The organism is Actinopolymorpha sp. B9G3, assembly GCF_040120725.1.
Classification (GTDB): Bacteria; Actinomycetota; Actinomycetes; order Propionibacteriales; family Actinopolymorphaceae; genus Thermasporomyces.
The window spans coordinates 1-26786 of the sequence record NZ_JBEEAB010000024.1 but is presented as its reverse complement, the minus strand read 5'-3'; the positions used below and the strand labels follow the sequence as shown (position 1 = coordinate 26786).

Annotated in this window: 21 protein-coding genes; 9 read left to right on the top strand and 12 right to left on the bottom strand. The window is 66.1% G+C overall.

The window, feature by feature from the left end; genetic code table 11:
• Window positions 1-76 precede the first annotated feature (76 nt).
• The 8 genes from ABNF93_RS29100 to ABNF93_RS29065 all read right to left on the bottom strand — a co-directional run bounded on the left by ABNF93_RS29100 (window position 77) and on the right by ABNF93_RS29065 (window position 8079).
• Entirely contained in the window at window positions 77-898 is an 822-nt protein-coding gene (locus tag ABNF93_RS29100) for an SCO6745 family protein (RefSeq protein WP_349331419.1), read from the bottom strand.
• Window positions 899-1859: 961 nt separating this feature from the next.
• Window positions 1860-2468 carry a TetR/AcrR family transcriptional regulator gene (locus tag ABNF93_RS29095; RefSeq protein ID WP_349331418.1) on the bottom strand — a complete coding sequence of 203 codons (609 nt, stop codon included), beginning with the start codon at window positions 2466-2468 and terminating at the stop codon, window positions 1860-1862.
• Entirely contained in the window at window positions 2465-3970 is a 1506-nt protein-coding gene (locus ABNF93_RS29090; RefSeq protein ID WP_349331417.1) for an FAD-dependent monooxygenase, read from the bottom strand. Before ABNF93_RS29090 ends, ABNF93_RS29095 begins: the two co-directional genes overlap by 4 nt.
• Before the next feature lie 77 nt (window positions 3971-4047).
• Window positions 4048-4788, bottom strand: coding sequence for an Rv2686c family ABC transporter permease subunit (locus tag ABNF93_RS29085; RefSeq protein WP_349331416.1), 741 nt, complete (start codon window positions 4786-4788; stop codon window positions 4048-4050).
• Window positions 4785-5510, bottom strand: coding sequence for a fluoroquinolone export ABC transporter permease subunit (locus ABNF93_RS29080; RefSeq protein ID WP_349331415.1), 726 nt, complete (start codon window positions 5508-5510; stop codon window positions 4785-4787). Before ABNF93_RS29080 ends, ABNF93_RS29085 begins: the two co-directional genes overlap by 4 nt.
• On the bottom strand, window positions 5507-6385 hold the full coding sequence (locus ABNF93_RS29075; RefSeq protein ID WP_349331414.1) for an ABC transporter ATP-binding protein: 879 nt from the start codon (window positions 6383-6385) through the stop codon (window positions 5507-5509). The genes ABNF93_RS29080 and ABNF93_RS29075 overlap by 4 nt, the downstream gene beginning before the upstream one ends.
• Window positions 6382-6873: a GbsR/MarR family transcriptional regulator gene (locus ABNF93_RS29070; RefSeq protein WP_349331413.1), complete on the bottom strand. Its 492-nt coding sequence runs from the start codon at window positions 6871-6873 to the stop codon at window positions 6382-6384. Before ABNF93_RS29070 ends, ABNF93_RS29075 begins: the two co-directional genes overlap by 4 nt.
• A 480-nt stretch (window positions 6874-7353) precedes the next feature.
• Complete coding sequence (locus tag ABNF93_RS29065; protein ID WP_349331412.1) at window positions 7354-8079, bottom strand: GntR family transcriptional regulator; 726 nt, start codon at window positions 8077-8079, stop codon at window positions 7354-7356.
• Between ABNF93_RS29065 and ABNF93_RS29060 the strand changes: the two genes are divergently transcribed.
• Genes ABNF93_RS29060 through ABNF93_RS29030 form a run of 7 tightly spaced genes read left to right on the top strand, consistent with a single transcriptional unit; the run spans window position 8073 to window position 16545 of the window.
• A complete protein-coding gene (locus ABNF93_RS29060; protein WP_349331411.1) occupies window positions 8073-9449 on the top strand; it encodes a cation diffusion facilitator family transporter in 1377 nt (458 codons plus the stop codon). The genes ABNF93_RS29065 and ABNF93_RS29060 overlap by 7 nt on opposite strands.
• Window positions 9450-9464: 15 nt before the next feature.
• Window positions 9465-11159: an ABC transporter substrate-binding protein gene (locus ABNF93_RS29055; RefSeq protein WP_349331410.1), complete on the top strand. Its 1695-nt coding sequence runs from the start codon at window positions 9465-9467 to the stop codon at window positions 11157-11159.
• Window positions 11160-11175: 16 nt separating this feature from the next.
• Window positions 11176-12153, top strand: coding sequence for an ABC transporter permease (locus tag ABNF93_RS29050; RefSeq protein WP_349331409.1), 978 nt, complete (start codon window positions 11176-11178; stop codon window positions 12151-12153).
• Window positions 12150-13097 (top strand): ABC transporter permease, encoded by a 948-nt coding sequence (locus ABNF93_RS29045; protein ID WP_349331408.1) that lies wholly within the window; start codon window positions 12150-12152, stop codon window positions 13095-13097. Before ABNF93_RS29050 ends, ABNF93_RS29045 begins: the two co-directional genes overlap by 4 nt.
• Entirely contained in the window at window positions 13094-14950 is a 1857-nt protein-coding gene (locus ABNF93_RS29040) for a dipeptide ABC transporter ATP-binding protein (RefSeq protein ID WP_349331407.1), read from the top strand. Before ABNF93_RS29045 ends, ABNF93_RS29040 begins: the two co-directional genes overlap by 4 nt.
• The gene (locus ABNF93_RS29035) at window positions 14947-15291 is read left to right on the top strand and encodes a cupin domain-containing protein (RefSeq protein ID WP_349331406.1); all 345 of its coding nucleotides are present in this window, start codon (window positions 14947-14949) and stop codon (window positions 15289-15291) included. The genes ABNF93_RS29040 and ABNF93_RS29035 overlap by 4 nt, the downstream gene beginning before the upstream one ends.
• Before the next feature lie 3 nt (window positions 15292-15294).
• The gene (locus ABNF93_RS29030) at window positions 15295-16545 is read left to right on the top strand and encodes a threonine synthase (RefSeq protein WP_349331405.1); all 1251 of its coding nucleotides are present in this window, start codon (window positions 15295-15297) and stop codon (window positions 16543-16545) included.
• Window positions 16546-16794: 249 nt separating this feature from the next.
• Here the strand turns inward: ABNF93_RS29030 and ABNF93_RS29025 are convergent, their stop codons facing one another.
• Together ABNF93_RS29025 and ABNF93_RS29020 are read right to left on the bottom strand one after the other, a co-directional pair.
• Entirely contained in the window at window positions 16795-17958 is a 1164-nt protein-coding gene (locus ABNF93_RS29025) for a mandelate racemase/muconate lactonizing enzyme family protein (RefSeq protein WP_349331404.1), read from the bottom strand.
• A gap of 33 nt (window positions 17959-17991) precedes the next feature.
• Entirely contained in the window at window positions 17992-19149 is a 1158-nt protein-coding gene (locus ABNF93_RS29020; RefSeq protein ID WP_349331403.1) for a mandelate racemase/muconate lactonizing enzyme family protein, read from the bottom strand.
• Between the two features lie 573 nt (window positions 19150-19722).
• Here ABNF93_RS29020 and ABNF93_RS29015 point away from each other — a divergent pair.
• Window positions 19723-20910, top strand: coding sequence for a M20 metallopeptidase family protein (locus ABNF93_RS29015; RefSeq protein WP_349331402.1), 1188 nt, complete (start codon window positions 19723-19725; stop codon window positions 20908-20910).
• A 33-nt stretch (window positions 20911-20943) separates the two neighbouring features.
• Here ABNF93_RS29015 and ABNF93_RS29010 read toward each other — a convergent pair whose 3' ends face one another.
• Window positions 20944-23382: an endo-1,4-beta-xylanase gene (locus ABNF93_RS29010; protein WP_349331401.1), complete on the bottom strand. Its 2439-nt coding sequence runs from the start codon at window positions 23380-23382 to the stop codon at window positions 20944-20946.
• A gap of 406 nt (window positions 23383-23788) precedes the next feature.
• Between ABNF93_RS29010 and ABNF93_RS29005 the strand changes: the two genes are divergently transcribed.
• The gene (locus ABNF93_RS29005) at window positions 23789-24583 is read left to right on the top strand and encodes an alpha/beta hydrolase (RefSeq protein WP_349331400.1); all 795 of its coding nucleotides are present in this window, start codon (window positions 23789-23791) and stop codon (window positions 24581-24583) included.
• 47 nt (window positions 24584-24630) lie between these two features.
• Here ABNF93_RS29005 and ABNF93_RS29000 read toward each other — a convergent pair whose 3' ends face one another.
• Complete coding sequence (locus tag ABNF93_RS29000) at window positions 24631-26529, bottom strand: beta-L-arabinofuranosidase domain-containing protein (protein WP_349331399.1); 1899 nt, start codon at window positions 26527-26529, stop codon at window positions 24631-24633.
• Window positions 26530-26786 lie beyond the last annotated feature (257 nt).

The window sequence follows — 26786 nt, the reverse complement described above, 5'->3', positions numbered from 1 at the left end:
GACACTTGACCCGCTCCGCTCCGCCCTTCAATCTGGTTGCGAGGACGACGGGGAAGAGTGGTCCGCGTGGCGGGACCTACCGGGAGCCGGCAGCGTCGAGCGCTGCGGAGATGGGCTCGAGGTCCGCGAGGAGCTGGTCGAGTTCGCACGGCTCCAGGCTGTCGTACGCCGGTGCGTCGGCGACGTCGGTGAGTGACTCGATCCACTCCCTGATCTCCCGGCCGGCGTCGGTGAGCCGGCTGGCGGCGTCGATCAGGCCGCGGGCCCGCATCCCGTCCATCACCGCCGCCAGCTGGGCCGCGGGGAGGTGCTGCAGCCTGCCGTCCTTCGCTGCGGGGATTCCCTCGGAGAGCGCGCGCAACACGTGAGACTCGGTGCCGCCAACGCCCGCGATGACCAGGGCGGCGTTGTGACCGTCGCCGCGGGATTCGCGGAGCAGGGTGGCCGCGTGCCAGAGCCGGGCCACCGGCTCCTCGGGTACCGGGAGCGTTCGGAGCCCGGAGTAGAGGATCCTGCCCTCGGTCGGGGCGCTGGTAGCCGCCTTGGTCGCGAGGTCGGCGGCGCGCACCAGACCGGGGCCATCGGCGAGGCCGCCGAGGATCCGCCGCAGCGCCGCGACGCTGCCCTGCTCGCGAGCGGCGAGCGCCGCCTCGGGACTGGCGATGTCCCAGACCCGGGGGATGTGGCGGGCGACCTCGCCGTCGGCGAAGTTGTAGAAGACCGCATGGACCACCTCGGCCGAGACCCGGCCCAGCGGTGCCGCCCGTCCCGCGAAGTAGCCGTCCCAGTAGTTCCGGTGACCGAGCGCCATCAGTGCAGCGGTGGGCTCGTCGGCCTGGTAGGCGACCAGATGGATCGGATCCACGAGCCGCTTCAGGCGGCGGACGGTGGACTCCATGGGTTCCTCCTCTGTCGAGCCGGGGGTCGCGAAGTGTGGCTCGGCTGCGGTTGTGGGGGCTTGTTCTTCAGGGTGTTGAACACGACTCGGGCGAGTTGGGCTCCTCGTGGACGGCCGTTCCCCTGCTACGACCTGCCTCGTTCCGACACGCCCACCAGTAGCGCCCGCGGATCCGCCGGGTTTCCGAAGGTCTCCACGCACAACTCGACGCCGTTGACCTTGATCCGCATTCCGCACCTTCTGGTTCATCGGCTGGTACGAAACCGCGCCCGGACACCCATCGCAACGGCCTCTGAGAGACAGACCACCTTCCAGCGCAAAACTCATCGGTCGGCAACGGATGTAGGTGCCACGTCGAGGCACACGCGACGCCGACAGGTTCGTGGTCGGCCTGCCCTCCGCGTGCCCAAGCCAGGGTCGATCATGGTCCGCAGCGGTCAATGACGGTCACAAGGCGCCGACTCGAGCGCGGCTACGATCCACGCTCAGCGCAGCGGGAGGCACCGAAGGTCCTTTGCAAGGTGGGCGTAGGGCAAGGCCCAGCGCGCAACCTGTGTGCAACAAGCAGCTGGACGGACCTGGACTGGCCTGGACAACCGAGGGCCGGAAAGGTCGATCCCGAGCCCTGAACGAGCAAGCCGTGGACTGATCTGGACAAGTGACGATCGGTTCCTCAACCGTGTGTCGCAGGTTCGAATCCTGCCGGGGCACACTGCCGGGGGCGCCTGTGATCTCTCAGGAGATCGGAATAGCTGCGCGCACTCGACCGAGCCCAACTCGTCATCTTCGGCTACGAGTCCGGACTCGTCACAGCTCATCCCCGACACTGCTGACCGTTGCGACGTGCAGGTGGGAGCCCACCACCTGCGTTAGCGAGTCGACCGCGCACCAAGCGGCGCCTGCGTGTCAGCGGCGGCCCAACCCCTGGAGCTCCGTCGGGGCACGGTGCGAAAGGGGAGCTTCAGCTGCCGGGGAGCAGTCCGATCCGCCGGTAGATCTCCTCGAGGTAGCGTCGCATCTCCGTGGCGTCGGGCGGGTCCGGTTGGAGCACGCGGTAGACCACGGCGCCGGCCATCATGTCGATCAGCACGTCCAGGTCGGCGTCGGGTGGGACCGTACCCGCCCGTTGACCTTGTTCGAGCATTGCGCCCGCGGCCTTGCGCCGGGGCAGGATGTAGTGCTTCCAGTACGTCGCCATCAGCGATGGGTGGCTCACACTGGACCCGAGGATGCGCGCCACCAACGCACGGAACTCGTGGCTCGCCGCCAACTCGGCCGAGGCGTCCAACGTGCTCTCCAGGAGTTGCTGAGGATCGGCCCGCTCCAGCTCCGCGTTCGAGGGCCAGTCGCGGTGCTCCTCGATCATCTGCTCGATCGCGTGTGCGGCCAGCGTTTCCTTCGACGACCACCGGCGGTACACGGTCAGCTTGCCGACGCCGGCGCGCTTGGCGACCTGCTCGATGCTCATGCCCTCGATGCCGCGCTCGACGAACAGATCGAGCGCGGCGCGCAGGATGGCGGTGTCCACCTCGGGGTCGCGCGGGCGGCCGCGGCCACGCGGCTGCGTCATCGGGTTGCCCGCCCGTGGAGCAACGCGTTCTCCAGCCAGCGGTCCAGCCCGGCCGCGTCGCTGCCGCGCCAGGCCAGGTGGGCGTCCGGCCGTACGAGCATGGCCTGGTCACGGTCGTAGCGAAGCATCCCGACATGATCGCCGAGCCGCTGTCCGGCGATCGCGTCGAGGTCGTCGCCCCCGCCGGCGGGTGGCATCAGCAGGGCCCACCGCCGGCCGAGCTCGGCGTGTAGCCGGGACGCGGTGCCGTCCGGACGTACGACCGGCAGATCCGGCACGCGGTCGCCTGGCCGCGGCTTGGGCCCGCCCCGGTTACCGAGTGGGCCCTTCCGGTAGCTCACCCAGAGCTGGGACGTGGTGTAGGTGGTCCAGCGCTGGACCAGCGAGAGGTTGAACAACTTCACCACCACCCGATCGCGCAGGAACCGGCCGAACGGGTTGCTCGCGACGTTGATCCTGGTCACGGTGCTCGTGCCGCGCAACACGTCGGTCGCGAGCGGCCGGCGCTCGGCCTCGTAGGTGTCGAGCAGTCGCTCGTCCGCCAACTCGCGCACGATCAGCGCGAGCTTCCAGGCGAGGTTCTCCCCGTCGCCGACGCCGGTGAGCATGCCCTGCCCACCGAACGGAGCGTGCGCGTGGGCCGCGTCGCCCGCGAGCAGGATCCGGCCCTGCCGGTAGCGCTCTGCCAGCCGGCGGTGCACGGTGAACAGCGAGAGCCATTCCGCGTCGCCGATGTGGACGGCTCGTTCGGAACGTTCGGGCAGGATCTTCCGGAATCGCTCGAGAATCTCATGCTCGCTGGGCTTGTCGTCGTACCCAGGGTCGTAGGCGATCAGCCGCCACAGGTCGTTGCGACCGTCCGGGTCGGGCATCGGCATCGCGCCGAGCATGCCGGTGGGATGGATCCAGCCGGTCGTACCGCTGCGGTCGAGATCCCAGTCGAGCCGCAGGTCGGCCAGCAGGAACCGTTCGCTGAGCTTGACGCCGGGGAAGCCGATGCCGGCCAGCTTGCGCGTCGTGCTCCCGGTGCCGTCGCAGCCGACCAGCCAGGAGGCCCGTACGGTGCGCCCGTCGCTCAGGGTCGCGACCACGCCGTCGGGCTCCTGCCGGGCGTCGACGAGCGCGGTGCCCCATTCCGGCGCGCCGCCGAGCTGTTCGAGTCGGTCGCGAAGTGCGGCCTCGACCCTGGACTGGGACACGACCATCGGCGGAGCGGCGGTCCGCAGGCCCGGATCCCCGAACTCCAGCCTCGCGATCGGGCGATCGCCGAGGTACGTCGTGATGCGCATCGCCCGCAGCGACTCCTCCGGCAGTCGGCCGAGCGCACCGAGCCGGCCGAGCACCTCGGACCCGCGCGCGTGCAGGAAGTTCGCCCGCGACGTGACGGCCGGCCCGGGCGCGCGATCGATCAGCCGGACGCGCACGCCGTGCAGACGTAGACCGCAGGCCAGCGTCAACCCGGTCGGGCCAGCACCGACCACCAGAACCTGGGTGGTGTCCATCTCCGCTCTTTTCATTTACGAGACGGTATCGATATGTAATTCGTATCATCTCGTTCGCCTCGGAGACGCGTCGCTCATCAGGCTTGCGCGGATCTGCCGAGCCGGCGGAGCAGAACGTAAGCCAGCAAGGAGTTGTAGGCGATCCCGCCGACGATGTACGGCCAGTAGGTCGCGCCCTCGGCGGCGAGCCAGTAAGCCTTGGCGGGCCAGTACGTCGGCAGCAGCCCGAACAGGAGGTGCGCGGGCGAGTCCAGCCACCAGGGGATCATCGGCAGTCCGAACAGCAGCATGCCGATCGCGCGCATGACGGCCAGGCCTTCGACCTTGTTGCTGGCGACGGCTGGCATGAGCAGTCCGACGACGGCGGCGCCGGTGCCGCAGACCAGCCCGATCGGGACCGACTTCAGCACGAGGTCTGCCGGTACCTGCATGGTGAGCGCGAGCGCGGCGACGATCGAGACCGCGGAGACGAGCGTGGTCACGGCAGCGCGGTAGAGCGGGTAGGTGAGCGGTGGGATGGGCGCGACCCGCAGTGCCGCGAGAGTGTGCTGATCCTTGTCGTCGAGCAGCATCAACCCGCACAGGGCGCCAAGCACGGCGATCGGGCCGACGATGACGAACCCGCTCACGATCAGCACGTGGTACGGCGTCAGGTCGAAGGCGTACTGCCGTTGCAGGAAGTTGGTCAGCGGCGGCAGGAACCACATGGCGAGGGCGTAGATGAACGGTCCCAACCCGACACCGATCATGATGGTGTCACGCCGAACGCTCTTCAGGTCGTTGCGGCCGAACGCCAGGACCGCTTGCGTTGCGCTCACGCGCCTCCCTCCTTCGCCACGACGTAACGGTCGAAGACTTTCCGCGCGAGCCAGGCCAGTCCCACGATCCACAGCAGCTGGTACGCGAGCGCGTATGCCACCTGCCAGCCGCTCAGATCGAGCTGGCCGAACGCGGATCCCAACATCAGCAGGGATCCCTGGGTCGGGAGCAGGTAGAACACGGGATGGTCCCAGATGCCGGTGTAGGCCAGAAGGGGGACGTTCAGCACAGCGATCACACCCGTGGACGGGATCAGCCAGTCGGTCATCGACGGGAACGGTGCCGCGGAGATGAGTCCGCAGAGCAGGAACAGCAACGTGCACAGCACGACGGCCAGGAACAGCATGCCCGGGTCGAACGCGGCGCCCGCTCCGCTGACGCTCACCACACCGGCCGCTACCAGGCTGAGCAGACTCAACGTGGCAAGCTTGCCGGTCAGATAGTGCCCGAACCGCACCGGCGTGGACAGCAGGGCGAACAGGGTGCGTTCACCCTTCTCGAAGAACACCGCGCCGGCGATGAAGAAGAACCCGATCAGCACCGAGTCGCCGAACACGATGTACGGCATGGCCGTGAGCTTGAGCCCGTCCGGGATGAGAACGACGACGACCTCCCACAGCACGATCGAGAACGCCGTGGCGTAGAAGAATCCGTAACGCCACTGCAGCCGCAGGTCCAGCTTGACCACAGCGCGGAGAGGCCGGACAACCGAGGTGATCATTGCAGTGTCCGTCCGGTGAGGTCGATGAAGACGTCTTCCAGGCTGGCCTCCTGGCTGTGTATGGCCTGGACCTGCCGGTTGCGTACCAACGTCGCGAACGTGTCGTCATCGGCGAGTGTGTCGATCGGAAAGTCCTTGTACTGCAGCTCTTCGACGGTCGATGTGCGGTAGCTGACGCGGACTGTGCGCTGGCTACGGCGTACCTTGTGCTCCTCTGGAGTGTCGAGCGCGGCGATCTGCCCGTCGACGACGAACGCCACCCGGTCACACAGCTGGTCGGCGGTGGTCATGTCGTGCGTGGTCAGGAACACAGTGCGGCCCTCGGCGCGCAGCTCCCTGATGATCTCCTTGACGATGCGGGCGTTGGCCGGATCCATGCCCGAGGTCGGCTCGTCGAGAAACAGCAGCCGCGGCTTGTGCAGCAGGGCGCGGACGAACACCAGGCGCATCTGCATGCCCTTGGAGTACTTGCCGACCCGGAGGTTCGCGTGCTCGGCGAGCCCGACCCGGTCCAGCAGCGCCATCGGGTCCTCCTTCTCGCCGGGGTACAGCGAGGCGAAGAACTCCAGATTCTCCAGCCCGGTCAGCTTTTGATAGTGGTTGGGCAGCTCGAACGAGACGCCGATGCGCCGGTAGTACTCGGACTTCCACGCCGCTGGCGGCTTGCCCCACACGCTCACCGCTCCGCCGTGGCCGGACAGCAGGCCGATCAGGATCTTCTGTGTCGTGGACTTCCCGGCGCCACTGGGGCCGAGGAACCCGAACACCTCGGCCTCCTCGACGCAGAAGCTCATCCCGCGTACGGCCGGCTCGGCCGACTTCGGGTAGGTGAACGTGAGACCGTCGACTGCCACGACAGGGTTGGCAGCGCTCATGACCCCGACTCCTCAGAACTGGAAGTTGTCTTCCCGGATCGCCACCTGGCAGCGATCCGGGCGTACTCGACCTCGAGGAACGCGTACATGTCGCGCATCTGGCGAAGCCGTTGTGAACGGTCGTCGCCACCGTCTTCGTCGAGTTGGCCGAGCATCTCCAGGCCACGGTCGGCCAGCTTGTGCCATTCGGCGGCCTGCTTGGCCTTCTCCTCGGCCTCGTGCAACCAGAAACCGGGCCGAAGCCGGTAGTAGGTGCGACGCGAGCCGGGCTTCGCGTACCGCTCGACCGCACCGGCCCGGACCAGCATCTGCACGGCCATGCTGATCGACCCGCTGCTGACCTGCAGCGCGGCCGCCAGCTCATCGGCCGACTGATGCGGTGGATCGCAGACCAGCAGCCAGCCGAGCACCCGGCCCGGCATGCGCGGCAGCCCGACCCCGGCGAAGTAGAGCCCGATCTCCTCGACGTACTCCTGCAACTCGCCCATGCGAGCAAGCAAAGCCAGTGCTACTCAGAAGTTTCAATAGTTTTTGAAACTATCTCACGAGCCGGACAGCATCAGAGCGCGTCGAGCAGAACGGACAGGTCGCGCTTCCATCCTGCCGCCAACGACCTACCCCTCCCTCACACCCCGGTCCGCGTCACCCATGCGGTCAGGATCCCGAGCTGGTAGAGCGTCAGCGCAAGCCAGGCCACCATGTTGGTCGTCCGTTCTGGGTGTTGATTACCAGCCGAGCTTCATCCGGTGTGGCTCGCGGGCTCGACCTGGAGGGTTACGTGTGCGATGCCGTGGTGGTCCCGGAGGATCTCGCGGACGCAACGGTTTGCGGATGCCCGATCGGCACCATCCGCTCACGCTTCCGCTCTTGCGCCGAGCTCATCGACGCGCTTACGCATGTCACCGTGGCAAGACGCCAATCGGTAGCCCCGGCTCTCAAGACGGGTCAGGCTCAGGATTACCCCGGCCTTATCGCGGTTGAGCGATGTTGACGCTTCCGAGCGCGGCGTGTCGGGGATCCATCAGCCGGGAAACGAGCGCATCAGCGACGCGTCGGCGGCTCTCCTCGATCTGCGCGATCATGATCTCCCTCGCCCGGGCGGAGTCCCGCTTGACGATCGCGTCGAACAGGTCGTGATGCTCCTCGTCAGGCGGTGAGTTGGCGTCCCGCGCGCTGACGCTGAGGAAGATCAGCCGCTGCATCTGGGCAAGGAGATCGCGCACGGAGCGCGCCAGCCGCGGATTGCCGGAGCACTCGGCGATCGCCGCGTGGAACCCCAGGTGGTCTAGGAGGTACTGCTCGTAGGTCGCGGCATCATCCGGCCTCCGTGCCGCATGGGCGAGGGGATGGAGCTCCTGAAGGGCTTCATCTGAGGCGCGCGCGATGGCTAGCTCGACAGCGGCCGGCTCCAGTATCAGCCGAAGCTCGAACACGTGGTGCACGTCGTCGAGCGTGATGGGCGCGACGCGGTATCCCTGCCGCGGCCGCACCTCGACGAGTCCGTCGTGCACCAGCCGCCTGAGGGCCTCACGAATGGGGGTTCGTCCGAAGCCGGTCGACTCTGCGAGGTTCGCCTCGCGGAGTTCGGCTCCGGGCGCGAGATCGCAGATCAGGATCTGGTGCCTGAGGTGCGCGTACGCCTGATCGGTCACGGTGCGCCCGTCGCGCGGCTTAACCAAGTCTTGACTTGCCACTACATCAGCGTAATGTACGCGCTGATACATTACAAACCACATCAGGAGAGTTCACACAGATGGCGGAGCGCGACGTGAGCCATGAGCACCCAGATCCAGCGGCAGAGAGTGCCGGAGGAACGTCGGTCAGTGATATCCCGGCCGCATCAGCGCCACATCACCGTCACGGGCATGGAGGCGGGCACGGCCACGCGGATGGGCATGGGCACGGCCACGGGCATGGGCACGGCCACGGGCATGGACACGGCCACGGGGATGGGCACGGGGACGGCCACGGGCATGGGCACGATCACGGGACTGGTTGGAAGGCACGGCTGAAGGATGCGCTGATCCCGCACTCCCACGACGCCAACGAGTCGATCCAGTCCGCGGAGGAGGCGAGAGGGGAGGGCATCCGCACCGCGTGGATCGGTCTGGCAGGGATGATGGCGACCGCGATCTTGCAGATCGTGATCTTCGCTGCCTCCGGGTCACTGGCCCTCCTTGCCGACACCCTGCACAACCTCGGGCACGCCGTGACCACGATTCCGTTGGTCCTGGCGTTCAGGCTCGGTCGCCGGAAGCCAACCGAGAGATATAGCTACGGCTATCGGCGAGCGGAGGATCTCGCCGGGGTCTTCATCTCCCTCGTGATCGCCGCATCCGCCGCGCTGATCATCTGGGAATCAGTACGAGGGTTGATGGAGCCGCGTCCGTTGTCCAACCTGGGCTGGGTGTTCGCTGCCGGGTTGGTGGGTGCCGCGGGTAATGAGATCGTGGCGATCTACCGGATCCGGTCGGGACGGCGCATCGGTTCGGCTGCGCTGATTGCCGAGGGTCAGCATGCTCGGGCGGATGGCCTTACCTCGATCGCGGTGGTGGTCGGCGTCATCGGGGTATGGCTCGGGTTCCCCCAGGCCGATGCGCTGATCGGGCTCCTGATTGCCGGCGCGATTCTGTGGATCCTCGTCAACTCGCTGCGCAGTATCGTTCGCCGCCTGATGGATGGCGTCGAGCCGGGCATCGTCTCCGCCATCCGCAACACCGCGGCCTCGGTGACCAAGGTTGTGCGGGTCGGTCGGGCTCGGGCCCGCTGGAGCGGTCACCGGTTGGAGGGTGACGTCGAGATTTCCGTCGACGCAACGCTCAGCATTCTCGACGGACACCGGGTCGCGGAGGAGGTACAGCATGAACTCCTGCACAGCATCCGCCACCTGGAGCATGTGACCGTACACGTGAATCCGGTTGTGGACGGCCATGAACCACCCGAGCTCCACGAGCTCAGTGCGCACCATGCGAGCCAGGAGGCGCGGGCACGCTACCTGGCGCGCAAGAAGGAGATGGCGACATCCGACGTCGCGGACTCCAAATCCACTTCTGTGATCACGTGATGGAAGGAAGGCGTGATGACACTAACGCGACGAGTGGCACTTCGAGCGGGAGTGCTTTCTGCCGGTGCGTTGCTCACCGGTTGTGCGACGCCTAAGGAGACCACGGGATCCGCCGCTAATGTGGCGCGACCGATCGCCGAAGACCTCGCCGGTCGAAGGCCCGTCCCTTCGTTCCAGCTGTTGACCAAGGTCGCCTCTGAGGATCCGAGCCGGTACGAACAGAGCCGATTGATCGTCGAAGCCTGGCAGGACGCGGGCATCCCGGTCGAGCTGACGGCGATACGCGGTGCGGAGCTGACCGCGAGAACCTTCACCGGCAAGGACTTCGACGTCTCGGTGACCACATACGACCCGACGGCGGAGCGGCTTGACCCCGACAACTTCTTGAGCCGCTTCTACTCTGCGAACGCGACCGCTGAGGGCTCGAACCTCAGCCAGTACGCGAACGAGGATTACGACAAGCTCTACGAGGCTCAGCGTGGGGCGATCGACGAGTCGGAGCGGATGCGTCTGGTCGCACAGGCACAACAGATGCTCTATCAGCAACAGCCTGCCCGACCCATCGTCCACATGCTCATCGGCGGTGCCTACCGCTCAGACCGCTGGGACCGCGTGACCAAAGCCGCCGGCAGCCCGGTCGCGAACATCTGGAACCTGCTGTCCGCTACACCGAAGACCCCCCGCCGCGGGTTGGTCCTCGGTACGACGTTCGAACCACCCTCGTTGAACCCAGTCAGCGTCGAGGTTAGCGAGGCTCAGATTCCGCTGTCGTACATCTATGACAGCCTGGTCAGGATCGGGCGGACCGGCGCAGTCGAGCCGTGGGCGGCGACCAAGGTGGCCGTGGACGGCGCACGGATCACGGCAAAGATCCGGACCGGCATGCGATTCAGTGACGGCAACCCGGTGATGCCTGGTGATGTCGCGTTCACCATCGACTACCTGAAAAAGCAGGAGTCTCCGCTCTTCGCGAGCAAGCTGGAGATCGTCTCTTCGGTCGAGGTGGACGGGGACGCGGTCGTGATCACGCTGACCGCACCGTCAGCGTCGTTCGTCCCCGTCGTGCTGACTCAGCTGCCGATCCTTCCCCGTCACGTGTGGGAGAAGGTGAGCGATGCGGCGCGGTACGCCAACGATGAGCCGGTGGGATCGGGTCCGCTCAGCTTCGGCTCCCGGCGGCTCGGTGACCAGTTGGTGTACACCGCCAACCGCCAGCACTTCGCTGCCCCCAAGGTCGACAGCGTGACCTTCGCGGTACTGGGAAGCCTCGAAGCGGAGATCGGCGCGCTGGAAAGCGGCGAGATCGACATGCTGGGTGACTTCATGAGTGCAACCCTGCTCAAGAAACTGGCGGCAACAGACGGCGTTGAGGTCATGTCTGTCGAGAGCCATGGCTGGGTGGGCCTTCACTACAACGTGAGCCGCAAACCGTTCGACGACCGGCACTTCCGGCGTGCTCTGTCGTTCCTGGTGCCGTCGCAGGACATCATCGACGTCGTGTTCGAAGGTGAAGGCAATTCGGCCGGCTCGGTGATCGCACCCAGTACTAAGTGGTACGACAAGCCTCTCAAGGCCTTCCCGACAAGCCAGAAGACGGCCATGGCTGAACTGCGCAAAGGCGGATACGCCTTCGGGGAAGACGACCGCCTCTACTTCCCGTCGTCTTCGACCGACCGGCGGATCTACGACTCCAAGCAGGCCGGCTCCTAAGAGCGAGGAGTGCTGAATGGCACTGGCTCGATACGCGTTGTCCAGACTGGCTTTGATGGCCGTGACGATCGCGGTGCTCGTACCGGCGACGTTCCTGCTCTTCCGGGCGGTTCCGGGTGATCCGAGCGCCGCCGTCATCGGGCCGAATCTCGACCCGTCGGTGCAGGATGTGCTCCGGGAGCGGTATGGCGTCGACGAGCCGGTTGCCGCGCAGCTCGTCAAGTACGTCGGCCGGCTGGCGCGGGCCGACCTGGGGGTTTCGTTCCAGTACAAACAACCGGTCGCCGAAATCCTGACAGGCAAGCTCTTCAACACCGCGGTGCTGGTGGTGCCGGCGATCGTGTTCGCCCTGCTGCTTGGCACCGCGATCGGTGCGCTGATCGCGGCGTCGCGGCACGGTTGGATCGACCGGCTGGTGCGTAACTTTGCCTTCTCTGTGAAGGCGGCGCCGATCTTCTGGACCGCCTCGCTTGCGGTGCTGCTGTTCTCCCTACACCTTGGCTGGCTGCCATCGGTGGGAATGCGGACGCCCGGACAGGGAGGCGCCACCGGTTTAGCCGCCGTCATGTCCACAGACTTCCTGTGGCACCTGGCGCTTCCGCTGGCAGTGATGACGCTGTTCTTCATGCCGGAGCCGCTATTGACGATGCGTACGGCGATGAAGGAGAACCTTCACGAGGACTTCATCGAACTCGCTCGAGCACAAGGACTCTCGAAGCGGAGCATCATCTACCGGCACGCGGCGCGGAACGCGCTCCTGCCGGTGGTGACGTTGATGCCGGCGTTGACGGGTGTGCTCATCGGCGGGCAGGTGATCGTGGAGACGGTCTTCTCCTGGCCCGGGATGGGTCGAGAGATCGTCAATGCCGTCAACACCTACGACTATCCGATGATGCAGGGCGTCTTCCTGCTCACCGGCCTGTTGGCGGTCACTGTCAACACGACAGTCGACATTCTCTACGCCTACCTGGATCCGAGAGTGAGGCTGGCATGACCACGCAGACCGTGCCGACGCCGCCAGCCGCACCGCCGGCACCGGTGCGAAGAGGCCGGCTGCGACCGGGGCGGCTCGGCAGTGCGGCGCTCACTGTTCTTGGTGATCTGTGGCGGGCGCCGGGGGGCAAGGCGGCCATCGTCTTGCTGGTGGGTTTCGTCGTGGTCGCGGCGCTCGCCCCCGTGCTTGCGCCGTACGGCCCGCTCGACCGGATCCGCGGTGTCGACGGACGACTGGATCGGCTGCTCGCGCCGAGTCTGGAGCATCCGTTCGGCACCACGAACTTCGGGCGGGACATCTTCAGCCAGGTGATCTGGGGGACGCGGCGAACTCTGTCGGTCGGTGGTGTTGCCGCCCTTGTCACGGTGGTCATCGGTGTCAACGTGGGCTTGATCGCCGGCTACTTCGGCGGCAAGGTCGATGCCTTTCTCATGCGGCTGACCGACAGCGCCTACGCGATCCCCTTTCTCCCGTTCGCGATCGTATTGGTGGGGGTTCTCGGACGCTCCGACGTCGTGCTGGTCCTTGCTGTCGCCTCGCTGTTCTGGCGTACGACGGCGCGAGTGGTGCGCTCGCAGGTACTCACCTTGAAGGAACGACCATTCGTCAAGGCGGCGGTCGTCGGCGGCGCGACCGGCCGGCGCGTCGTCTACACCCACCTCGCGCCGAATGTCGTGTCTCTCGCATTGCTCTACGGCATGCTGCTGGTCGCCGAAGCAGTGCTCGCCGAGGCCAGTCTGAGCTTCCTCGGGCTCGCTCCCACCGATTCGGTGTCGTGGGGCACCGTGATGTTCGACGCCTTCACCTCCCAGCAGATGCGGACCGCCTGGTGGTGGGCGCTGTTTCCCGGGCTCGCCATCATGCTGTTTGTCCTTGCCGTATCCCTGCTCGGTCGGGCCTACGACGCCGTCCAGAGCGGCCGGAGAGAGATGAGGCTCGGATGAACGCACCACTGTTGGACGTCCGCGACCTCACGGTCGACTTCGTGACCACTGACGGCTCGGTGCGCGCGCTCGACACGCTCTCCTTGACACTCGAACGCGGCGAGACCGTCGGACTCATCGGCGAGTCCGGGTCGGGAAAGACCACCGCCGGTAAGGCGATCCTGCAGCTGCTGCCGTCGAGTGCGCAGACGACCGGTAGCGTCCGGTTCCAGGGACAGGACCTCGCGACCGCGCGGCCGGCGGACCTGCGACGGCTGCGCTGGCACGAGCTCGCCTTCGTCCCGCAGGCGGCGATGAACTCCCTCGACCCGGTGCACCGCGTCGACCGGCAGTTGATGGAGGTGCTGCGTACACACACGTCGATGTCCCGGCGACAAGCGGCCACCGCGGCCCGCGAGGCGCTGGAAGGCGTGGGGATCAACGCCGACCGCGCCTCCGACTATCCGCACCAGTTCTCCGGTGGCATGCGTCAGCGGGCACTGATCGCAATGGCGACGATGCTCAAGCCCGCACTCTTGATCGCGGACGAACCCACCACCGGACTCGACGTCGTCGTACAGGACCGGATCCTGCAGGTGCTGGAGACCACCAAACGCGAACTCGGGCTGGGCCTGCTGCTGATCACCCATGACCTGGGTGTCGCCGCCGAACTGTGTGATCGGGTGTACGTGCTGCGCGAAGGCCAGACGGTCGAAGCCGGCGCGGTACGGAAGGTCTTCGGTCGGCCGGAACACCCGTACACGCGAGAGCTGCTCGACACCGCACTGCCGGCCTCGGAACGGCCGGCTGGAGAAGCCAGGCCGGAGCCGGCAGTTGTCGTCGACAGCGCAGCGATCCGGTACGCGACCGGGCGAGGAGTCGCGGCCCTGGCCCGCCGGCACGAGGTGGCGGCAGTCGAAGACGTCAACCTGAGCATCGGCACGGGCGAGGTCTTCGGCCTGGCAGGGGAAAGCGGCTGCGGCAAGAGTTCTCTCGCATCGGCGCTGGTCGGCCTGGCACCCCTTGCGGCGGGTGGAGCAAGGTTGGCGGAAACCGACCTCACCGCATTGTCCTCGCGCGAATGGCGGACCGTCCGGAGCAAGATCCAGATGATCTTCCAGGACCCGTTCCAGTCGTTGAACCCCCGCTTCACAGTGGAGCGGGCCGTCGCCGAGCCGCTGCTAGCCCAAACCCGCCTCGATACCACCGAGTTACACGAACGCGTCCTCTGGGCGCTGGAGTCCGCCGAGCTCAAACCGGTCGAGCGCTACCTGACCCGCCGGCCCCACCAACTCAGCGGCGGTGAACGGCAGCGGGTCGCGATCGCACGTGCCCTCGTCGTACGCCCACAGGTGCTGCTCGCCGACGAGCCGGTGTCGATGCTCGACCGCTCGATCGGGCGAGGCGTCATCGACCTGCTCCGCCGGCTCGCCACCGACCTCGGGGTCGCCATCCTGCTGATCTCTCACGACCTGTCCGTACTCGCGCGCGCCTGCGACCGGCTCGGCGTGATGTACCTCGGCCGCCTGGTCGAGGTCGGGCCGACCCACGAGGTCCTCCAGCAGCCCCGCCACCCCTACACCCGCGCCCTCGTCCAAGCCGTACCGTCACAGGACCCCACAACCACCCGGCCACACCTCCTGCTGCCCGGCGAGCTGCCATCAGCCCTCAGCCGACCGGACGGATGCGCGTTCCACCCACGCTGCAAACGCGCCGACGCGGGACCCTGCCGAACAGCGGTGCCGCAACTGCACGGCACCGACCACCAGGTCGCCTGCTGGCACCCCAACGACGGCGCGACCCAACCCAACGGACAGCCACAGCACGGCCAGACGCAGGGCAACGGCCAGACACAGAAGGGATCCACCGCATGACCGTCCACGTGACCCGCACTGACAACATCGCGGCCGACACCAACGATAGGCGGAGCATCTGGCGACTCCTCAACTCCTCGACGGTGCCCGGCCTTGACACCGCGTCAGCCAGCGTCATCTCGTACCAACAACGGCCCCCAGACGCCCAACTCGGTGGCACACACGACTTCGCCGAGTTCTACTACGTCATAAGCGGAGAAGGAGTCGTCGCCTCAACCGGCACGATATCGCCGATCCGGGCCGGCGATGCGTTCATCATCGAAGCCGGCACCGCACACAGCATCTGGTCCACCTCCACCGAACCCGTCACCACCTTCTACGTCGGGCTCCGGGGTCGGTGACCGATGCACCACACCGACTCGCTTGCGACCGGTCAACGCTCCCTTGGCGACACAGCTGTCAGCTATCCGCTCTGGCCGCCACAGACGGCCGGCTGTCCGAAGACCAGCTCCACGGATGTCGCCTACCCCCTCGAGGTCACCTATGCCTACGAACGGGTGCCAGCCGACCTGTTCACACAGCCGGTGGCGCCAGGCCTCGTCCGCTGGGCACCGCTGCTACCACCACTAGCGCCCGGGCTCGACCTCGGTGAAGGCGGCACACCGCTGCTGTCCCTGCCGTCGCTCGCCGCGTACGCCGGCACCGACGCCGAGGTCATGGTCAAGGACGAGAGCCGTAATCCCACCTGGAGCCACAAGGACCGGCTCAACCTGTGTGCGGTCAGCGCCGCCGCCCTCTCCGACTCTCCCGGTGTCGTCGTGGCCTCGGCCGGCAACCATGGTGCATCAGCGTCGGCCTACGCCGCTGCGGCCGGTCTGCCGTGCGTCCTCGTCACCACCGCCAACGGCCCGCCCGCCGTGCAGACCTTCGTGTCCGCGTACGGCGCGACCGTACTCCCCGTCCCACGAGAAGCACGTTGGGACGTCGTACGCATGATCGTCGAACGGCTCGGCTACCACCCGGTCAGCAACCGCACCGTCACGCACACCGGTCACCCGTTCGGACCCGAAGGCTACAAGACCATCGCCTACGAAGTCTTTCTCCAGCTGGGCCGCCGAGCGCCGGGCGCGGTGTTCGTTCCGACTGGGTACGGCGAACTGCTCTACGGCGTGTGGAAGGGCTTTGTCGAGCTTAGCGACCTGGGCCTCTCGGGCAACGTGCCCCGGATGTACGCCTGCGAACCCGAACAGCGAGGCCCGCTCGCTGCCGCACTGCGTTCCGGCGTCCCTGCCGCCCACGTCGAGGCCCGACCGACAACGGCGTACTCCATCGGCTGCACAACCAGCGGTTACCGCGGAGTCCTCGCCGTGACAGGAAGCGGCGGTGAGGTGCTCCTTGTCACCGAATCCGAGATCGCGCAGGCGGCCCGAGCCATGGCGAAGACCGGCGTGTGGCCCGAGACATCCGCGGCAGCCGGCCTTGCCGGTCTACGCCAGATTGCGCACAGCATGCCAGAGCACTACGGGCCGATCGTGTGTGTCTCGACATCCAGCGGATTCAAGAACCACGACGCCTGCCACACCCAACTGCAGGCCGTCGAGCCGACATGGGACGCGGTCGCCCACCGGCTCGCGCACGCTGGCCTGCTGCCCTGACAACGCACACCCGCTACCGCGGACAGGCCTGACTGGTCGCGTTTGGTCCAACCTCAGCTGATGTCGACACTGCTGCCGTCAGATGAGCGGGAGGAGCAGGTGCCCGTCGGGGTCGAGTAACTGAGACCATCAGTCCTGGAAGTTGAGACCACCGGCAGCATCGCTCTGGGCACCGTACTCGTCTGGAGAGACGCCGATCGAACGAGCCAACATGCCGCGGGTCACAGTTCACTGTTGCGGAGTGCCGCCTCACCAGTTGGTGTGAGAGCCGTCGGGCCTTCGAAGGTGGGGTACCTCATAGGTCGGATCCGTGACGGCCAGCTTGAGCTGAGCCTCATCGACGTCGATCCCGAGGCCCGGCCGGTCGGGTACGGGGTATGCAGCTCCGTCAAGGTGCAGCCGGTCGATGAAAACGGGAGATTCTTGAGAGGTATTTCGTTCGCCGGAAGTCTCTCTGCACTCTAGCCAGGAGTGGTTGGGTATCGCTGCGCACAACTGGACGATCGCGGCTGTGCATATCGGGCCCAGAGGGTTGTGGGGCATGAGATCCACATAGTGCGCTTCGCACCATCCGGCAACCTTCACCGCCTCGGTGAATCCACCCACGTTGCAGATGTCGAGCCGTGCGTACTGTGCGATGCCGCGCTCGACGTAAGGCAGGAACTGCCACTTCGATGCGAACTCCTCGCCGATGGCGAAGGGGACATTCGTGAGGGTCCGCAAGCTCTCGTAAGCCTCTGGCGACTCATCTCGGATCGGCTCCTCGAGGAAGTCCAGGGTGCCTTCGGGCATTCGCTGGCAGAAGGATGCTGCCTCGGCCACGCTCAGCCGGTGGTGGTAGTCGATTCCCAGCACCGGCTCGGGGCCAAGTGCCTCCCGTGCTGTCGTAAGCCGGGCTGCCGTGCGTGGTATGCAAGCGCGCGGGTCGTAGACGCTACGGTCGTCGCTGTCACCTCCGCTCATCGGCAGCCGCAAGCATCGCCATCCCTGTTCGATCAGCGCCTGCGCGCGCTCGAGGAGTTCGGGAAGCTCCCTGGCTCCAACTGACGCGAACGTTTCGACTCGATCTCGCTGGCGACCGCCGAGGAGCTCGTAGACGGGCACACCGAGCGCCTTTCCTTTGATGTCGTAGAGGGCGATGTCGATCGCCGACATCGCACACGCAAGCACCCGTCCGCCTTCGAAGTACTGGCTTCGGTACATCTCCTGCCACAACGCACCGGCCTGCATGGGGTCGCGACCGACAAGGAAACCCGCGTAGTGCTCGATGGCGCCGGACACTGCCCGCTCACGGCTGGTCAGCCCGGACTCACCCCATCCGTGGATACCCTCGTCGGTAGCCACTTTCACGAGCAGCTGCGGTCGGCCACCGTTTGTTCCGAGGACGTACGGCGTGATGCCGGTAATCTTCATCTGCTCCCCAGTCGGCTAGAGATGGGCGTGAGGTCAGCCATGGAAGCCGTCCTGAGCGCGTGCCCGAAGGTACTCCCGGTTGAACTCCACTCCCAGCCCTGGGCTGGAGGGCAATTTCAACCTGCCGTTGGCATTGTCCAGCGGCGTCTCGAGAAATTCGCTGTAACCTGAAAGGTCGTACCTACTGGACTCTATGCGGTAGAAGTTTGGCACTGTAGCCATCACGTGGCCACCTGCAATGAGGTTGACCGGGCCGGCGGCGTCGTGCGGTGAGATCGGCACGTAATAGGCCTCCGCCAGCGTCGCAATCTTCTTCAGCTCAGAGATACCGCCGGTCCAGGTAACGTCGGGCATCACAAAGTCGGCGAGCTGGTTCTCGAGAACTGGTACGAAGTCCCAGCGTGTGTGCAGCCGCTCCCCCACTGAGATCGGTGTGCCCACCCGCTCGCGGACCTGCTTGAGCGCGTGATAGCTCTCCGGCGGCACCGGTTCCTCGTACCAATGGATGCCGCCGATCCGGTCGAGTGCCTGGCCGAGCCTGATTGCCGTGGGAACGTCGAACCGGCCGTGGGCGTCGATCAGGATCTCGACATCGGGACCGGCGGTCTCTTGGATCAATGTGACCAACTCCATGGCCTGCCGCTCGTCGGCGCGGCTGAGACTGCCGTCGAGGTATTGGTCGTTGGCCCGAGGGACGCCCGGTGCGTGGGGGAACGGGTCCACCTTGATGCCGGTGTGCCCGGAGTCGACGATCCTGCGGATCTCGTCGACCACGCCGTCGCGAGTCGCGAAGCGCCTCTGGTCTGGGTGAGTGTAGATCAGTAGGTCGTCGCGGACCGGGCCTCCCAGCAGGTCGCAGACCGGCTGGCCGAGTGTTTTGCCCCGGATGTCCCATAGGGCGATGTCGATCGCGCTGACGACGTTCGTGCCAGCGCCGCGGCTACCCATATAGGTGAATGCTCGGAACAGCTTGTTCCAGACGCCTTCTATCCTGGCAGGATCGTCCCCTACGAGCAGGTCGTTTGTCTGCCGGACCATTGCAGCGATCCCGCGGTTCGCCGTGCGCGTGGTGGTCGTAATCTCGCCCCACCCACTGGTACCCTCGTCCGTCCGCACCTCGACGAACAAGAACTCGCCCCAGGACGAAGCCGTCGAACTGACGAGCCAAGGAACCACTTCAGTAATCTTCATCGGGAGAGCCGCCCCTTCTGAGAATTGGCAACCGCTGAGAAACGCAGCTGTACCGACCGCCTTGAGGAATGCACGGTCTCATTGGTGTCCGGGTCGCATCGTGACCGGCAACGGAAACCTGCGGGGCTGCGACGACTTCTACGAGCAGCTGCATCCCGCGATACGCTACGTCCCTCCGCTCCCGGTCACCGCGCAGCAGGGACGCGACGTGGTCGAGATTCTCGAGCTAGCACTCGCCTCCTCCCGCGCCGGAGGACCCGGCAACCAGCACCGATCCGCGCGGCCGGACGACTGGGACAAGCATCCACAGAAGCCCTGTACACCGTCCGATCCTGGCCGGTGCCCTGACGTGGCTCGTCTCCTCCGCCAAGCAGGGATGCCGTGCTGGTCTGGTCCTCGGTGTGACCATCGGTCGTGGAAACCATACAGATGTCGCCACGAGTCATTCGAGAACGATCAGTTCATGTGCTCTGCATGCTCATCTCTCTCGGACCGACGATCGCGACATCGTTCGCCGTAGGATCGTTCCCGTCTGCGTGGATGACCGCTCGACTCCGGCGACAGGGAGACCCGATGAGCCTTCGAGACGACGCATTCGAGCTTGCCGACCAGCTGACCGCGCTGCGCCGCGAGCTGCACCAGATCCCCGAGATCGGCCTGGACCTGCCCAAGACCCAGGCGCACGTGCTGGCCGCACTGGAGGACCTGCCGCTCGAGATCAGCACAGGCACCGGCCTGTCGTCGATCACCGCGGTCCTGCGTGGCGGCCGGCCCGGACCGGTCGTTCTGCTCCGCGGCGACATGGATGCGCTGCCGGTGACTGAACTCTCCGGCGAGGAGTTCACGTCCCGCCACGAGGGCGTCATGCACGCCTGTGGTCACGACCTCCACACCGCAGGGCTGGTCGGCGCCGCCCATCTTCTCTGCGCCCGTCGGGAGGAGCTCGCCGGCGATGTGGTCTTCATGTTCCAGCCCGGCGAGGAGGGCTTCGACGGAGCCGGCCTGATGATCGAGGAAGGCGTGCTCGAGGCGGCCGGCAGACCTGTCGAGGCGGCGTACGGCCTGCACGTGTTGTCGGGGCTCGTCCCCCGAGGTGTCTTCGCGTCTCGGCCCGGGACCTTGCTGGCGGCGTCCAACGGTCTCTTCGTTCGCGTCGTCGGATCCGGTGGCCACGGATCCGCCCCGCACACCGCGCTCGACCCGGTGCCGGCCGCGTGCGAGATGGTGACCGCGCTGCAAACGATGGTCACCCGCAGGTTCGACGTCTTCGACCCGGTAGTCGTCACCATCGGGTCGTTCCACGCCGGTACGCGCCGCAACATCATTCCCGACGACGCTTCGTTCGAGGCCACCATCCGTACCTTCTCCGCAAAGGCACTGGACCAGGTAGCCGAACACTCCGTGAGGCTGTGCGAGGAGATCGCGACCGCACACGGACTGCGCGCCGACGTGCGCTTCACCCGCGAGTACCCGGCCACCGTCAACCACAACACCGAGCACCAGTTCGCAGCCGAAACCATCCGCAAGGTCTTTGGAGAGGAGCGGTTCGACGAGCTGGCCAACCCGCTCACCGGAGCCGAGGACTTCTCCAGGGTGTTGGAACGCGTACCCGGCGCGTACGTCTTCCTCGGCGCCTGCTGCAGCGACGATCCCGACACCGCGCCCGCCAACCACTCACCACGAGCCGCGTTCGACGACACCGTGCTCCCTGACGCAGCCGCGCTGCTCGCCGAACTCGCAGTCAGACGACTGGTCCGATAGCACGCTTTCGCACCGTCAACTGGGCCGCCTTTCCTAGAGCCCCACGTCCGACCGGCCGGCCGCGTCCATGATGAGTTCCCGCTCTCCGAGGCTGATGAGCTTCGACGCGACCAGTGCGCTGGTCACGTCCTGAACGTGCTGCAGGAACGCGTCGTGGCTCTCCCAGTCGCGGTCGTCGCGGATGAGGTCGTTGATCGTGCAGCCCTCTGCGTTCATCCGGTTCCGCACCCGGCTGTCGACCTTGCCGACCACCACTGTCTCTCGCAGGTCGTCGTGAACGCAGGGACCGGCGAGGGTGAGGGTGGCGTGGAGTGCTTGGTAGGCGGGTTTGGGTTGGTAGGTGGTGTCGAAGAGGGTGGCTGCTCCCCATCCGGCGCGGTGGCCGGGGATCCAGGAGTAGTTGTCGGTGAAGCCCCAGACGGTGTAGCGCTCGCAGCCTGGTGTTTGTAGGCACATCTGCATCAGGGCGGTGTAGCCGTAGGCCTGGGCGTGGAGTTTGACCGAGTCTGGTGGCATGGGCATGCCGAGGTCGGCTTCGGTGATCGTTGTTTTGAGTCCGAGGTCGGAGAATTGGCGCAGGTTCTCGACCAGGTGGGGCAGGTCGTACGGCTCGGTGACTCGGCTCATGTAGCCGTTGATGGAGAAGTGGCCCTGGACTCCTACGCCGTCGATGGGGACGCCGGCATCGACGAGGTTCTTGACGAGTTGGTAGTAGCCGCTGTGGCGTTGGTAATGGCCGAAGTCACCGTCGGCGGGGTCGGACCATTCGACGTTGTAGTCGTTCAGGTACAGCTTTGCGTCGGGGTCGGCCTGGTGTGCCCAGCGGAAGGCGTCGGCGATGTAGTTGGGGCCGAGGTGTTGGTAGAAGATCGATTGGCGCAGGCTGCCGTCGTCGGCCATGGGTTCGTTGACGACGTCCCAGGCTTCGACGCGTCCCTTGTAGTGGCTGACCACGGTCTGGATGTGGTCTTTGACGATGGCGCGGAGTTCGTCGTCGGTGATGTCGCCGGAGGCGACTCCGTCGGTGAGCCAGGTGGGGAGTTGGTTGTGCCACAGGAGGGTGTGGCCGTAGACGGCCTGGTCGTGGTCTTCGGCGAAGTCGACGATCTCGTCGGCGGGTCCGAAGTTGAAGACGCCTTGCTGTGGCTCGAGGCTCTGCCACTTCATGGCATTCTCGGCGGTGACGGAGTTGAACTCCCGCGCCAGCGTCTCCCGGTAGGACGAGTCATCACGCAAAGCATCGACCGCGACAGCACTACCGATCCGCATGTCGCGCGGCATGACATCCCGCAGTCCTCCGGTCGGCGGCGGCCCGAGACGGCCGTACCTCGCGAGGGTGAGGGTGGCGTGGAGTGCTTGGTAGGCGGGTTTGGGTTGGTAGGTGGTGTCGAAGAGGGTGGCTGCTCCCCATCCGGCGCGGTGGCCGGGGATCCAGGAGTAGTTGTCGGTGAAGCCCCAGACGGTGTAGCGCTCGCAGCCTGGTGTTTGTAGGCACATCTGCATCAGGGCGGTGTAGCCGTAGGCCTGGGCGTGGAGTTTGACCGAGTCTGGTGGCATGGGCATGCCGAGGTCGGCTTCGGTGATCGTTGTTTTGAGTCCGAGGTCGGAGAATTGGCGCAGGTTCTCGACCAGGTGGGGCAGGTCGTACGGCTCGGTGACTCGGCTCATGTAGCCGTTGATGGAGAAGTGGCCCTGGACTCCTACGCCGTCGATGGGGACGCCGGCATCGACGAGGTTCTTGACGAGTTGGTAGTAGCCGCTGTGGCGTTGGTAATGGCCGAAGTCACCGTCGGCGGGGTCGGACCATTCGACGTTGTAGTCGTTCAGGTACAGCTTTGCGTCGGGGTCGGCCTGGTGTGCCCAGCGGAAGGCGTCGGCGATGTAGTTGGGGCCGAGGTGTTGGTAGAAGATCGATTGGCGCAGGCTGCCGTCGTCGGCCATGGGTTCGTTGACGACGTCCCAGGCTTCGACGCGTCCCTTGTAGTGGCTGACCACGGTCTGGATGTGGTCTTTGACGATGGCGCGGAGTTCGTCGTCGGTGATGTCGCCGGAGGCGACTCCGTCGGTGAGCCAGGTGGGGAGTTGGTTGTGCCACAGGAGGGTGTGGCCGTAGACGGCCTGGTCGTGGTCTTCGGCGAAGTCGACGATCTCGTCGGCGGGTCCGAAGTTGAAGACGCCTTGCTGTGGCTCGAGGCTCTGCCACTTCATGGCATTCTCGGCGGTGACGGAGTTGAACTCCCGCGCCAGCGTCTCCCGGTAGGACGAGTCATCACGCAAAGCATCGACCGCGACAGCACTACCGATGCGTACGCGTCGCGGACCCACATCGCGTAACCCGTCGCGTTTTGCTGCCCGGTCGCCGCTGGTCGCTGCGGTGACGGAGGCCTGGGCGGATGTCCCGATCGTGGCGACGACCGCTGGTGCGAGAGCCAGGGCCGAAACACTGACGACGGTGACGAGGGTCTTTGTCATTCGAGCGGGCGACCTGAGCACCGCGACCTCCTCTGGGGCAAGGCGGGCTTGACGACGTCGTTCGGCAGCGGGTTGCTGGGCGACTCGACCTCGCGGATCGTCGCGACGACCGGCTCTCCCCATCTGGACGAGGACACCGATGTGTGTCACGCGCCCAGAGCCCCATGACGTCGGAGGTCGGCTTGGAGTATGAGATCCGCAATCTGAACGTGTCAAGGAATCTTCCGTCCGCGGACGCGACCGAAACATTCGAATCCGATGGTGTCATTGGCGCCGGCTGACGTCGGCCCAGCTTCGGACGCGGACTTCACGTGGCGCCCTGGATAGACTCCGCGCCTGAGGTCAGGCTGGCGTCGGCGGAGACGTCGAGTGTCGTTCCGACAGGTTGGAAAAGGAAGTCGCGCTGATGGAGTACGCGTACACGAAGGATTCTGAGCCTCAGGCGGACGTGCCGCGGGGCGAAGTGACCCACCATGAGTGGCAGAGCGAAATTTTCGCCGGAACCGTCCGTGACTACTGGCTCTACGTGCCCGCGCAGTATCGTGCGGACACTCCGGCCGCTCTCATGGTGTTCCAGGACGGTCATGCCTATCTGGCCGAGGACGGCCAGTTCCGCGTCCCCGTCGTGTTCGACAACCTCATCCACCAGGGGGACATGCCGGTCACGATCGGCCTCTTCATCAACCCCGGCCACGCCGGCGAGGCACCGCCCGCGACACCGTGGCAGAGCACCAATCGAAGCCTCGAGTACGACTCGATGTCGGAGACCTACGCGCGCTTCCTGATCGAGGAGATGATTCCCGAAATCGAGAAGACCTGCCGGATCTCGCCGGATCCCAAACAGCGCGCCATTTGCGGGCTGTCCTCCGGCGGCATCTGCTCGTTCACCGTGGCCTGGCAGCGGCCGGACGCTTTCCACCGGGTGCTCAGCCACATCGGCAGCTTCACCGACATCCGCGGCGGCCACGAATATCCCACCTACATCCGGAAATGGGCCAAGCGCGACATCAAAGTATTCCTGCAGGACGGCGAGAACGATCTCGACACACCATCCGGGAACTGGTGGCTCGCCAACCAGCAGATGGCGGCCGCGCTGAAGTTCCGGGGATACGACTACACGTTCGTTGGTGGCACGGGCGCCCACGACGGCAAGCACGGCGGGGCGATCCTGCCCGAGTCGCTACGGTGGCTGTGGGCGTAAGGAGCCGACACCGAGCGCGAGGAGCCTGCGGTGAGCCGAACGCACCGTCAAGCAGGACGAATGGGAAAGTAGATCGAATAGGTCTGGTCGGTGACCTCATGAAGGGGGATGAACCGGAAACCTCGATCCTGCCCTTGCGTCCGGTAGGTGTGGGCGCTCCACCAGCTGTGCCCCCGTTCGCGGTCAGGCCGCAGCACAGCTTGAGGGTTGCGCACATCCGCGACGAGGGCTCGGTCCTCCTCCACCAGGCCAGCCAGAACGACTGGCCCGTCGGTGAAGGCGACACTACCGGGCTGGCCGGGTAATGGGTGTGCCTTGAGCTCGGAGGTAAAGCCGACCTCGATCATCTCGTCGGACCATCGGCGGCGGAGTATGAGGAAGTCGCCGTCCTGGTTGCCGGCGACACCTTGCCCGTCGATCGTGAGGGTTGGCGTCGAGACGGCCCAGTCCGGCACTCTCAGCTTTACAGCGAAGGTGGCGGGCCGCTCGGTGCGCACCCTGATCCGGATCAGCGACGTTGACGGACGCTCTGCGGGTGCCGGGGGGACGTGCAGGTGTTGGATGCCTTGGTAACCCTCGTCAGTGCGCCGTTGACCGAAGACCAGACCACTCCGTGGGTCGGGGGAGATCGTGATCTCCACACGCCCTGCCGGGGTGGTCAAGGTCGACGTTGCCGGCACGTACTGTCCAAGACGTAGGTCAGCACCGTCGAGGTGGATCCCGGCGCCGAGATAGCTGGCGTGCGCTTGCATCAACGTGCCGTGGCAGCACCAGAAGTCACGCGTGGGATGGCCCCATCGCTTGTGGCTTCCGGCCTCGAGAGGGAGGAAGTAGGCGACCATTCCGGTCTGCCTGTTCTGCTGTGCCAGGACTCCGTTGATCAGGTTCCGCTCCCAGTATGCGGCGTACTCGGACTCGCCGGTCCAGCGATACAGGTAGTCGGCGACCCGCATCATGTTGAATACCGTGCAGTGCTCCTGTACGTCGTGGAGCCGTGCCGCTTGCTGAAAGGGTGGCTGCCAGATCTCGGCGCTACTGCTACCGCCAGTGATGTACGTCCCGCGGCTGATGATCGCCTGATCCCAGAATGCCTCCACGATGCGTCGCCACTCGACATCGCCGGTGACCTCGTACGCCCTCGCGCAGCCGAGGATCTCCGCGATCTGGGTGTTGGCATGCTTGTTGGTGAGCACGTCTTCGCCAGCCAGGAGGGGTTCGAAGAATCGTCCGCGCCGATAGCGCTCGATCAACGCCAGATGCGTGCTTTCGCCGGTCAGCCCGTAAAGGCCCGCCCAGACCTCCAGCATCCCGCCGGTCTCCCAGTCCAGAATGTCGTCGAGCTGCTCACGACTGAAACCACCGGTCCAGCTGTCGAACCAGTTCGCCGCGGCACGGACAATCTCGAACGCAGTTTCGTTGCCGCCAAGGGTGGCCATGTCCAACAACCCGGCAAGCAGCTTGTGGATGACGTACTGCGCCGCCCACACCCGATGGCCGGCAGCGATCCGCTCCAGGTACTTCTCGGGGAACGGCGCGATCCACCCACCACCGTTGGAGTGCTGGCACCTTGCCAGCTCCGCCACGATCAGGTCGGCGGTGGCATCGAGGCGCGGGCGCTGACGGCGGAGCTGGGCAGCCGCCGACAGCCAATGGCCCAGGATGTGGCCGCGCAGCTCCGACGTCGGCGCCTCCCAACCCCAATGCCATGTCTGGGGACCCGCAGGGGCGGCCGATCCGGCCGTCGGCTCAAGTGCTCCAGACCAACTCCAGAGGCCCGCCTCGAAAAGGTACGGACGCAGCAGGTTCTCCGGCCGGAGGCTCTCCAGGTAAGTCAGATTGAGAGCACAACGCTCGTGCAGCACGCCCTCGCCCAGCGTCACGTCCGCGAACGAGGGGCGTTCAAGGACCCCCGTGGCGCGGTCTCGCCGCCGTTCATGCGGCGTCATCACAACCATCGTCTCTCCTCACTCCGGCCCGCTACCACGCCAAGTTGCTGATCTGCACTGTTCTCAACCGCCGGGGGTGACCGCTCCCGTGCGCCCGCGAATGCCGTCGTCATCGAGAGAGTGTCAGCCTTTGATACCGGTCAGCGTGACGCCTTCGATGAAGTAGCGTTGGAGGAAGAAGAACAGGGCGATGATGGGTGCGATCACCGCCGCGGATGCGGCCATCAGGTAGCCCCACTGCGCGGTGTAGACGCTCT